The sequence below is a fragment of the Clostridium sp. UBA6640 genome, from assembly GCF_002455975.1.
GTDB lineage: Bacteria > Bacillota > Clostridia > Clostridiales > Clostridiaceae > Clostridium_J.
Genome location: NZ_DKLM01000165.1, coordinates 1 through 10905, shown reverse-complemented (window position 1 = coordinate 10905; position 10905 = coordinate 1). Strand labels below are relative to the sequence as shown.

Below are 10905 nucleotides of genomic sequence, written 5' to 3'. Positions count from 1 at the left end.
AATTATTTAGTAATTTTTACCGCCATCACCTGACGACTCTTACTAGTTTATCAGGTTTGCTTTTTCTTGTCAACAGTTTTTTTAAAAGTTTTTTTAAACTTATTTAACTATCTTTAGAAAAAACTAAACTTCATCGCTAAGATTTGTTTTCGCATCTCTTAGGGACAAGCATTATTATATCAAAGCTACAATAACATATTATTTAAAATCTCGTAATTTACATAAATTATATTTAAAATACTATTTTTTACTCTCTATTCCTATCATTTTTACTTATTGACACACACGGTCAAGTATACAGATGTTTTCCTTCTTTATAATAACCTAAGCTGAATAAAACACAATCATTAATAGCTTTTCCGCCAATTACAGCATCAATTTTCTATTTCCTATGAAGATGCCCCTTAATCTTTTTTCGTTGTTCAATATGAGTAGTAGTACCACAACAATTTTCATTAAAAATAGTATTTATACGATAATTTAATTCTTTTTCTCTCTTATATGCTGAAAATCTACCTTCTAAACGAAGTTGAGTAGTCATGTTCCCCTAAATTTAAATATTTATTTTTGTATGGCTCTGTACTATTATTTGTGTAATTCATAGTGATTATCTCCTATTTAGGTTTTGTTTGACGATTAAATCATAACATAGAGTAATCCAATATGAATTTTTGTTAGTTCAATTTTATTTTACAATGGCTCATCTAAATATCTAAATAAAATAATTCTTATACAGAATCAATCAGCTTTGAAGGATTCTCCAATAAAATATAGTACTATTTATTATCACATAAATTTAAATATGACTAAAGAATGTATGTGATTTGAAAAAGATAATTTAAATCAGAAATAAAAGAGGGCATAATTATGAAAAAAAAATTGCTTCTTAGTTTATGTTTAATTCTTTTAGTTATTTTTTATGGCTGTAGCAGCGATAAAAATAATGAAAAGGCAACTCATTCAACTAACGAAAAAAATAATATTATTGAAAACCAAATAGTAAATGACAATGAAAAATATTCAACTGGTAAAAAAACTTCTGATGTATATTCCATTGAAACAGATGATAATAATGTTAACAATAAGATGCAAGATATAAAATCATATATAGGAAGTTGGAAAATTAGTAAATATATTTGTGCAGGCATCGGAATATATAGTCAAGATGAGATCGAATCTTTTATAGGGAAAACAGTAACATTCTCTGATGAGACTGCTAATTATTTTGAAGAACAACGTGTTGATAAGATGAGCTTTTTAGAAAATCCAATTTATGAGGAAAATGACATGACAATAGAAGAATACTTAAATGAATACAAACTATCTAATAACACAGTAGGATTAAATGGAACTACAGTTAAGCAGATTGATATTATGGATGAAAATAAAGACCGTCTATTATCATTGTTAAAAGATGATAATGGATTATTTATACATTTACCAGGAGTTTTTTTAAAACTTGAAAAAGTTAACTAATTTATAAATATATTAAAGTAAATTTATTAATAAAAATGGTTTGTTTTAGAATTAGCTTTTTAATTTAATTCTGAAGCAGCCATATTTTTTTAGAAAAAAATAAAATGCAGATTCCGAAAAATCTGCAATAGAAAAGTGAAGAAAATTATCCATATTTATAAGATGAAATTTATCATCATTTTAAATTCAATTATATAATTACCTTTTTAAAATCTTTAAACACTATAATTAAAAGTATTATAGAAGGAATTAATGCTATAATTAATACATTTAAATTTACTATATTAGGGGTTATAACCATACCCGTAAAATTAAAAAACACATGTAGTAATATACTTGCCCAAATAGAATCCGTCCATACATATACTAGTGCTAACATTATAGCTAGTGGAAATGTATAAATAACCTGAACTATATTTCCATGCATTACTGCGAATAGAATTCCTTGTATTAATATACTAGCGATTAATGAAAGATTATCTCTTAACTCATTAAATATTATTCCTCTAAATAGTATTTCCTCAAAAATAGGTATAAATATTATTCCACTAATTAAAGATAGAGTACTTTCACTATAAATTGGAGAACTTACTATAGCATCATAGATTGAAAAAAATTTATAGCTAAACCCAACAAAACAAGTCGAAATCACAGAGTAACATATAGATATGATTCCAATAAAAATTATGCTTTTCATAGTTATATTGCTAAAATTACATCTTTTCCAAAGATTGCTTTTATTTTTTCTCAAAATCAATGTATAGATAATTAAGCTAATCATTGCTCCTATAGATACTGTTATTAAAATATTTTTATCTATTCTTATCAATACTTCTTTTAACTCAATATTTAAATAAGCATAATAAAATATTGAAGGTATAGTAACAAATATTATTGATAGAAATTGTCCTAATAGATATATAAATAAATATAATACTATGTTTGAGATTAACCTTAAATGACTTTCCATAATACTCATCTCCTGATAACTATTATACTGTTTTTATCTGCACCAGTTATATAGTTGTTAAAATTTTTTAGTGGAGTTATAACTTTTTAATTAGAGTTTAATAATTATACTAAAAACTTATAATTTGTATTTAATATTATTTGTATAAAAAAAGAATTGACTATTTAAATTATAGTCAACTCTTTTAAAATTTATTATCAAATCTCATAATAATTATTATATTTATCCTTTTATTAATAAATCACTAATTTTAAATAGGATCTTCATCTTTTATTTAACTTATAATACTATAAACATCTTGTAATAAGAAATTAAGCTGTACATTTACTATAACAATTAAATTGCTAACTATTATTGATGAAGCTAAAACAGATATTATTAATTTCTTTTCCCTTCTTCTATATAACTACCTTTTATATATTTTTTAATATCTAATTATTTAGTTTTCACTTGATATACGTTATGCAATATAAAAAGTTATTTTATTTAATAAATAAAAATCATAAACATATTTTTACTAAGTTCTAAATAAAGTGTTATACTATTTAGTAATAGATAGAATGTTATCTATTGCTAAAACTGATTGAGAAGGTGAGAATATGGAATTTTTAAATGAAAGTATGAAAGCTCCTGATTTTTCTTTGCCAGGTAGCGATGGAAATACTCATAAATTAAGTGATTATATAAGTAGAAATGTAGTATTATTTTTCTATCCAAAAGACAACACTCCTGGATGAACAAAGGAAGCTGTTTCTTTTAAGGAACAGCTAAAAACTCTGGATGAGTTAAATACCATTGTATTAGGAATAAGCAAAGATAATTTAAATTCACATGAAAAGTTTATAAATAAACATGAATTAAACTACATACTTCTATCTGATGTAGATAAAGTTGTTTGTGAATTATATAATGTATTAAAAGAAAAAACTATGTTTGGTAAAAAATCTATTGGCATCGAAAGAAGTACATTCATAATTAATAAAGATGGAAACATAGCAAAAATCTTTAGAAAAGTAAAAGTTGATGGACATGTAGAATCTGTAGTGGATTTTATATCAAATATGTAATAAATATAAAAAACCTTCCTCAAAATTGAGTGATGGTTTTTATATTTTCCTGTACTTTAAATCAATGTAAAATATAAAATAATATTAGTTAGCTATTCTTTTAAAGATAAATAAACTTAAATCAATGTAGATAATTATTAACATAAGATAAAATCTTATCCACATTATCAACAAAAATATTAAGAATTATAATATACTTGCTATATTATAATTAATTTAAATAATCTTTAAGGAGGAATTTATGTATATTATTGAGACAAGTAGATTAGGATTACGTAATTGGCTAGATACTGATATTCCAAAATTTGCTGAAATGAATAAAGATCCCAGAGTAATGGAGTATTTTCCAAAAGTGTTAACTGAAATTGAAACAAAACAAATGGTAGACAAGATCAAAATGAATATATTAAACAATGGATTTGGCCTGTGGGCTCTAGAAATAAAGCAAACAAATGAATTTATTGGTTTTGTCGGATTATCAATTCCACAGTTTGAATCAAATTTTACTCCATGCGTTGAAATAGGATGGAGATTAGCATATAAATATTGGGGCAATGGATATGCACAAGAAGCAGCTAGCAAATGTTTAGATTACGGATTTATTAATTTAGGTTTTAAAGAAATTGTATCCTTCACCTCTGTCTTAAATGTAAGATCAATGAATGTTATGAAAAAGATAGGAATGAAATATGTACAAGAATTTGAACACCCAAATGTAGCACAAGGAAATAAGCTTAGAAAACATGTTTTATATAAAAAAGTAAGTGAAGATTAAAGCGCTAGTAATATTGATTTGCTTTATTTTTAGAAATGATATTAAATTTAAAATATAAAATGTCTATTANNTAATAGACATTTTATATTTTAATTATTTCTATATAATTATACAGACTCACAATGTATACTAAAACATTTTAGCACATTAACTTTAAGTTTGTATCAATAATTAATTCTGCTTCTGTAGCATTCTTTACATCTTCAATTGTGAATTCAGGATTTATCTCTTTTAGAACAATCCCTTCACTAGCGACTTCCATTACTCCCATTTCTGTAATTATTAAATCAACCTCATTAGCTGCTGTCAAAGGTAATGTGCACTTTTTTAATATTTTGTGATTTCCTTTAGCAGTATGCTCCATAGCTACAATAACTCTTTTAGCTCCAACAACTAAGTCCATAGCTCCACCCATACCCGGAACCATTTTACCTGGAATCATCCAATTTGCAAGGTTTCCTTTCTCGTCTACCTGTAATGCACCTAGCACAGTTGCATCAACATGTCCTCCTCTTATTATTTCAAAAGACTCAGCACTATTAAAAAATGCCCCTCCCTCTTTTATAGTAACAGGTTGTGCTCCAGCATTTACAATGTTTGGGTCTTCTTCACCAGCTTCCGGTGCAGGACCTAACCCAATAAATCCATTTTCTGATTGTAATATAACATCAATATCATTTGGAATATAATTAGCGACCATTGTGGGTAATCCAATTCCTAAATTTACAACATCACCATCTTTAAATTCTTTAGCGACTCTTTTTGCAATAACTTCTTTAATTTGAGATTTATTCACTCTTACACCTCCACAATATAGTCAACAAAAATCCCAGGCGTATTAACTGACTCTTGAGAAATTTCACCAACTTCTACAATCTTCTCTGCCTCTACAATTACAATATCAGCTGATTTAGCCATTAAATCATTAAAATTTCTTGTTGCTCCTTTATATAAAATATTTCCTTTTTTATCTACAACACTTCCAAAAATTAATGCAATATCTGCTTTTAAAGGTAGTTCGAGCATATATTCTTTACCTTCTATTGTAAGTTTTTGTTTACCATCTTCTACGATTGTTCCAATGCCAGTAGGTGTAACTACTGCGCCTAATCCAGCACCATAAGCTCTAACCCTTTCAGCTAGTGTCCCTTGTGGAGAAAGTTCAACATCTAATTCCTTAGTATTCATTTGTCTACCTGTTTCTGGATTAGTTCCAATATGAGATACAATGGCCTTCTTCACTTGTTTATTTACAATAAGCTTTCCAAGTCCAACTTCTGGAAAAGAAGTATCATTACAAATTATTGTAATGCTTTTAACACTGCTTTCTGATAACTTATCAAGTATTTTATTTGGAGCACCACATCCAAGGAATCCACCAACCATAATAATCATTCCATCTTTTATCATTTCTACTGCTTCATCCATTGAAATAATTTTACTCAAATTGCTACCTCCTACTATCTATTAAACTTAATTTATTTAATACAATTTATAATGATATTATTCTTAAAACTATAGCTACTATAAGCATTACTATAGTACATGCAAATGCAAATGGGATGGTTTTCTTTTGATGTTCTCCAAAATCTATGCCTGCTAAGCCAGTTAGAAGAAATGTAGATGCTGTTAGTGGACTTATAGGAAATCCTGTTGTCATTTGTCCAAGAATCGCTGCTCTACCAACCATAATTCCTTCTACTCCAAATTGATTTGCACTACTTGTTAACACTGGTAATACCCCAAAGTAGAAAGAGTCTGGATCAAATAATAAGCTGGCTGGCATAGAAATCACCCCTGTAATTACTGGTATTAATCTACCTAAAGACGGTGGTATCATATTAACTACAACTTCCGCCATAGCAGTAATCATTCCTGAGTCTTTCATTATTCCTGTGAAACATCCTGCTGCAAATAAAACACTAGCCATCATTAAAGCTTCTTTTGCATGTGCATCTATACGTTCCTTTTGCTCTTTTACAGATGGATAGTTGATTACTAAAGCAATACATAATCCAAGCATAAATACTACATGTGGTTGTAATTTATTTGTAATCATAATAGTGATTGCTACTACTATTAACAATATATTAACTAAAAAAAGTTTTGGTCTTGCAAGTTTTGCTTTCTCCTCATTAACCTTTTCATCAACTTCTATGATTTTTGTATTTCCAATATTACCAATATGTTTTGCTTCTTTTTTTCCTAATAAAAAAGCTACTATAAGTACAAATATAATACCTGCTAAGAATGGAATTAACATTGGATTAAATAATTCAGTTGGAGTTATTCCTAATGATGAAGCCGCACGAATAGTTGGCCCACCCCATGGCAATATATTCATAGTACCGGCTCCTAATGCAACAATGGTAGCTAAAGTTGTTCTTTTCATTCCAAGCTGATCGTATAGTGGAAGCATTGCTGGTATTGTAATTAAAAATGTAACTGCACCTGAACCATCAAGATGTACAATCATTGCTAAAACTGCAGTTCCTATTGCAATCTTCACTGGATCCTTACCAACTACTTTAATAATTTTCCTTATGATTGGGTCAAATGTCCCTGCATCACTTAATACTCCAAAGAATAAAATAGCGAAAATAAACATAACCCCTGTTGTTGATATACTTTTAATTCCACTAGTCATAAATTCACCAATTTCTAACCCAAAACCACCAATAGCTGCTGTAACTACTGGAACTACAATTAATGCTACCGTTGGTGATGCTTTTTTCGTCATAACTAGCAATAGTAATACTATAATTGTTAAAAGTCCTAAGAATGCTAACATAATTTACCTCCTATATCTTTTATTTCAGATTGAGTGCTAGATAACCTGTAAAATATTTATGTTACCTATTGAATAAATATTTAGTTGACTTTTATTTTTACTAGATTTCCATCTCCATTAAAGCCATCACAAGAGCTTTTCCATGTTTGTCCTGAGCAAGGCTTCTTGTAACTCCACCACCTAAAGTTTTATCAAGGACAAAATTCATAGCACAAATACTATCAATTTCATACCTTACTACTTCACCTTTGCAAATTTCACTAAAATATTCTTTAACTTTTTCTGCAGTAACTTTTTCTTTTAACATAGGATAATCTTCATCTCTGTATGCAATAACAGAAATGTTAGAAATGTCACCTTTGTCACCAGTTCTTCCATGTGCAAAATCTTTTAATTTCATATTATTATACCTCCTGATAACTTACTTCTATATTTACGATATCTCTAGGAACGAATATTGAGCAAACCGAAACAACCTCTGCTACTTTTTTAGTTGCTCCACCACCACCTGAAGGGCCATTAGTGTAAAGAGTCTCAACTTCATTACCAATTAAAATAGCATTTTCTCTATCTTTAGTTCTACCACTTATACGAAGTCTAATCTCTGGAAATACTTCTGGAGCATACTGACTAGAGATTTTTGTTTTATATAATGAATTGAAACCAATATAATCAATTCTCAATTCTTCTATTTGAACACCAGTTAGTTTAAGTCTTTTTTCAACAATATCAGCAGCAAGTTGAGCTTTTGCTAGAGCATTTGTGCCACCATAACTAATTTCTCCTTCTCCGATAAAGCAATCTTTGTAACCTATGCTCACTTTTAGAGTTTCAGGGATTCCTTTAGAATTAGCATTTTCAGCTTTAACTAAATCTTTACCTTCTTGAGTAAAGGTTACATGAGAAAAATCAGCTATAGCATCCGGAGTCATATACACTTCTGGATTATGAATTTCATAAATCATTTGCTCTTTACAAGTATCAGTACTAACTAATCCACCAGAACCTTCAACTTTAGTTACAGTAAATTTACCTGTTTCATCGATCTCAATTATTGGGAATCCCAATATTTCAAGGTTTTCAACATCTTTAATACCAGGATCTGCATAATACCCCCCAGTAACCTGTCCACCACATTCAAGTAGATGACCAACTAAAACTGCTTGTCCAATTTCATGAGGATTATCATTAGCATTCCATCCAAACTCGTATCTCAAAGGTCCAATAGAAAGTGCAGGATCAGAAACACGACCTGTTATGATTATATCAGCATCATTTTCCAAGGCTTCTATAATTCCTTCTGCACCAAGGTACACATTAGTAGATAAAATAGATTCTTTAATATCACCAAGTTTACAATCTAATTCAAGAACATCGTTATTATAATAATCTGAAATTTTGGGAAGTATATCATCACCTGTAACAGCTGCAAATTTTAAGCCTGTAATACCAAGTTCCTTAGCTATTTTTATACTTGCCTCAACAGCTGAAACTGGATTAGCGGCACCCATATTAGTAATAACTTTAATTCCCTTTTCTTTTGCAAGCTTAAGAATTTTCCTCATTCTACTTTCAAGTAATTGATTATAGCCTTTTGTAGGATCTTTAAGTTTATCCATTTGCCCAATAGCTATAGTTCTTTCAGCAAGACATTCAAAAATTATATAGTCAACATTCCCTTTCTCCATTATTTCTACTGCCGGCTCAATGCGATCACCTGCATAGCCAGCGCCACTTCCGATTCTAATTTTTTTCATAAATAATTACTCCTTTCAAGCTAAGTAATAATACTCTATATGATTAAATTGATCACTTTACTAATTAACATCTATATGGTAAAAATCAGTTTTCACTATTGTTAATTTATAATATACATAGAGATATCAAATATTATTTAGCGGCCACTAAATTTAGATAAATTATATGTAAAGGTTTATAGTACAATTTCTTAATATATATTTAAGCAATTTATGTGCCAAATTTAGAATATCTAGAAATCCCTTAAAATCGAGAATATATTAACAAATGAAAAGGTTATTATTCTTAAAATTAAGAATAATAACCTTGAAATTTTAACTTATATATTTAAAAACTTGATAAAATCATATTAATTATAATTTCTCAAATTTAAGAATAAAAGTATATTACTTTCCTAAATTTAAGAAATATAAATAACTTTTAACTAAGCTTGTAATAAAGAGTTGATAAGGATATTCCAAGATGTTTAGCTGCCTCTTTCTTCCCATCAACAGTATCACCAAAATATTCAATTGCCCTATTGATCTCTTCCCTTTCAAACTTCTTAATTTTATCAGAAAGCTTATAAAATTTTGGTTCCGATTCCTTTGAATTTTCAGTGATAGGAGTTGGTAAATTTTCTTCTCTTATAAAACCATCTGTAGCCATTATAGATGAAAACTCAAGAACATTTTTCATTTCTCTTACATTTCCAGGCCAGTCGTAATTATAAAGTGAAGCTTTTGCCTTATCTGTTAAAGATATTTTTCTTTTGAGTTTATTACTTAGCTTTTGTAGATAAAAATCCAATAAATATGGTATATCTTCTCGTCTTTCTCTTAAAGGTATTATATGGATAGGGAATACCGCAATTCTGTAATACAAGTCCTTCCTAAAATTACCCTCTTCAATATATTTCATTAAATCTACATTGCAAGCACAAATAACCCTAACATCTATATCAATTTCCTTAGTTCCACCGATTTTTCTAATAGTTCCTTCTTGTAATACACGCAATATTTTTGCCTGTAATGAATAATTCATTTCAGATATTTCATCTAGAAATATCGTTCCCTGATTTGCACTTTCAAACAAGCCAATTTTTCCGCCCTTCTTAGCTCCAGTAAAAGCTCCATCTTCATATCCAAATAACTCACCTTCTAACATTGTAGATGTTAAAGTTGAACAATTTATAGCTACAAAAGGATATTTACTTCTTTCACTTTCATTATGTATTGATTGTGCATATACTTCCTTACCACTTCCACTCTCACCTTCAATAAGCACAGAAACATCTGAATGCGAAATTTTTTGTGCTATATTTTTAGTGAGTATTGAAGTGCCATTTACAGCAATAATATTCTTAAAAGTATATTTAGCTCCATTTGTACGATGAATTTTCTCCATTAAATACTTATTCTTTTTTTCTAATTCTTTAATTTTTTTACTCAAATAGACAGCATCTTTTAAAAATGTAACTGTTGATATACCTCCAATTGTCTTTCCATCTGAAACAATAGGAGATATGTTACAAAAATATTCATCATTATTTTCTTTACGTAGAACTCCTAACTTAGCTACTCCTGTTTCCATTACATCCTGTATCACGGAACCTGGACGAATATCCCTTATATGTAATCCTTCAACATCATTAAGATTTTTACCTATAAAATTTGAATAAGCCTTATTGAAAAATAAGATCTTTCCATCTCTATTTACAATTAGTACTCCTTCATTTAAAGAATTGAATATTTTTCCCATCCACTCTGTAATCTTCATTAGGCATCTCCTTTTTAATATAATCTTATGTTATTAAATACATACTATATTTTTTCTTGTTATGCTAATTATTTTTTTAAATTTATTAGTATTTAATCCAAACTTTTTTCTTTGCTGAAATTTTTGTTTTATCAACTAACTTTTATATTTCATACTCTAGTTAATATTATTATATATTTATTCTTAAATATTACAAACACATTATAATCTATTTATAAATTAATTTAGTATAAAATTAAAAAATAAAATTTTACATAAAAAAATAACCTAGATTATTAATCTAGGTTATTGGTGGCTCGAGCAGGAATCG

Annotated in this window: 11 protein-coding genes; 3 read left to right on the top strand and 8 right to left on the bottom strand. The window is 28.2% G+C overall.

All coding sequences use genetic code 11. The annotated features are described in order from the left end of the window. Window positions 1–382: 382 nt before the first annotated feature. On the bottom strand, window positions 383–541 hold the full coding sequence (locus tag B2W91_RS18895) for a hypothetical protein (RefSeq protein WP_291583748.1): 159 nt from the start codon (window positions 539–541) through the stop codon (window positions 383–385). A gap of 326 nt (window positions 542–867) precedes the next feature. On the opposite strand from B2W91_RS18895, the gene B2W91_RS18890 reads away from it, so the two are divergent. Continuing rightward, on the top strand, window positions 868–1476 hold the full coding sequence (locus B2W91_RS18890) for a hypothetical protein (protein ID WP_291583747.1): 609 nt from the start codon (window positions 868–870) through the stop codon (window positions 1474–1476). 190 nt (window positions 1477–1666) lie between these two features. On the opposite strand, the gene B2W91_RS18885 is transcribed toward B2W91_RS18890, so the two are convergent. Then, a complete protein-coding gene (locus B2W91_RS18885) occupies window positions 1667–2446 on the bottom strand; it encodes a CPBP family intramembrane glutamic endopeptidase (RefSeq protein WP_291583745.1) in 780 nt (259 codons plus the stop codon). 599 nt (window positions 2447–3045) lie between these two features. Here B2W91_RS18885 and bcp point away from each other — a divergent pair. Together bcp and B2W91_RS18875 are read left to right on the top strand one after the other, a co-directional pair. Beyond that, a complete protein-coding gene (gene bcp / locus B2W91_RS18880) occupies window positions 3046–3513 on the top strand; it encodes a thioredoxin-dependent thiol peroxidase (RefSeq protein ID WP_291583744.1) in 468 nt (155 codons plus the stop codon). A 241-nt stretch (window positions 3514–3754) separates the two neighbouring features. Further along, the gene (locus tag B2W91_RS18875) at window positions 3755–4288 is read left to right on the top strand and encodes a GNAT family N-acetyltransferase (protein WP_291583743.1); all 534 of its coding nucleotides are present in this window, start codon (window positions 3755–3757) and stop codon (window positions 4286–4288) included. 139 nt (window positions 4289–4427) lie between these two features. Here B2W91_RS18875 and B2W91_RS18870 read toward each other — a convergent pair whose 3' ends face one another. The 6 genes from B2W91_RS18870 to B2W91_RS18845 form a co-directional block, all read right to left on the bottom strand. Further along, window positions 4428–5084, bottom strand: a complete 657-nt coding sequence (locus B2W91_RS18870; RefSeq protein ID WP_291583742.1) for a 3-oxoacid CoA-transferase subunit B — start codon at window positions 5082–5084, stop codon at window positions 4428–4430. 2 nt (window positions 5085–5086) lie between these two features. After that, window positions 5087–5734, bottom strand: coding sequence for a CoA transferase subunit A (locus B2W91_RS18865; protein WP_291583739.1), 648 nt, complete (start codon window positions 5732–5734; stop codon window positions 5087–5089). A 46-nt stretch (window positions 5735–5780) separates the two neighbouring features. After that, complete coding sequence (locus B2W91_RS18860; protein ID WP_291583737.1) at window positions 5781–7079, bottom strand: CitMHS family transporter; 1299 nt, start codon at window positions 7077–7079, stop codon at window positions 5781–5783. Window positions 7080–7179: 100 nt separating this feature from the next. Beyond that, window positions 7180–7479: an AtuA-related protein gene (locus tag B2W91_RS18855; protein ID WP_191740909.1), complete on the bottom strand. Its 300-nt coding sequence runs from the start codon at window positions 7477–7479 to the stop codon at window positions 7180–7182. A 4-nt stretch (window positions 7480–7483) separates the two neighbouring features. Continuing rightward, window positions 7484–8836 (bottom strand): acyclic terpene utilization AtuA family protein, encoded by a 1353-nt coding sequence (locus tag B2W91_RS18850; RefSeq protein ID WP_291583732.1) that lies wholly within the window; start codon window positions 8834–8836, stop codon window positions 7484–7486. Window positions 8837–9257: 421 nt separating this feature from the next. Then, the gene (locus tag B2W91_RS18845; RefSeq protein WP_291583731.1) at window positions 9258–10595 is read right to left on the bottom strand and encodes a sigma-54 interaction domain-containing protein; all 1338 of its coding nucleotides are present in this window, start codon (window positions 10593–10595) and stop codon (window positions 9258–9260) included. Window positions 10596–10905: the final 310 nt, after the last annotated feature.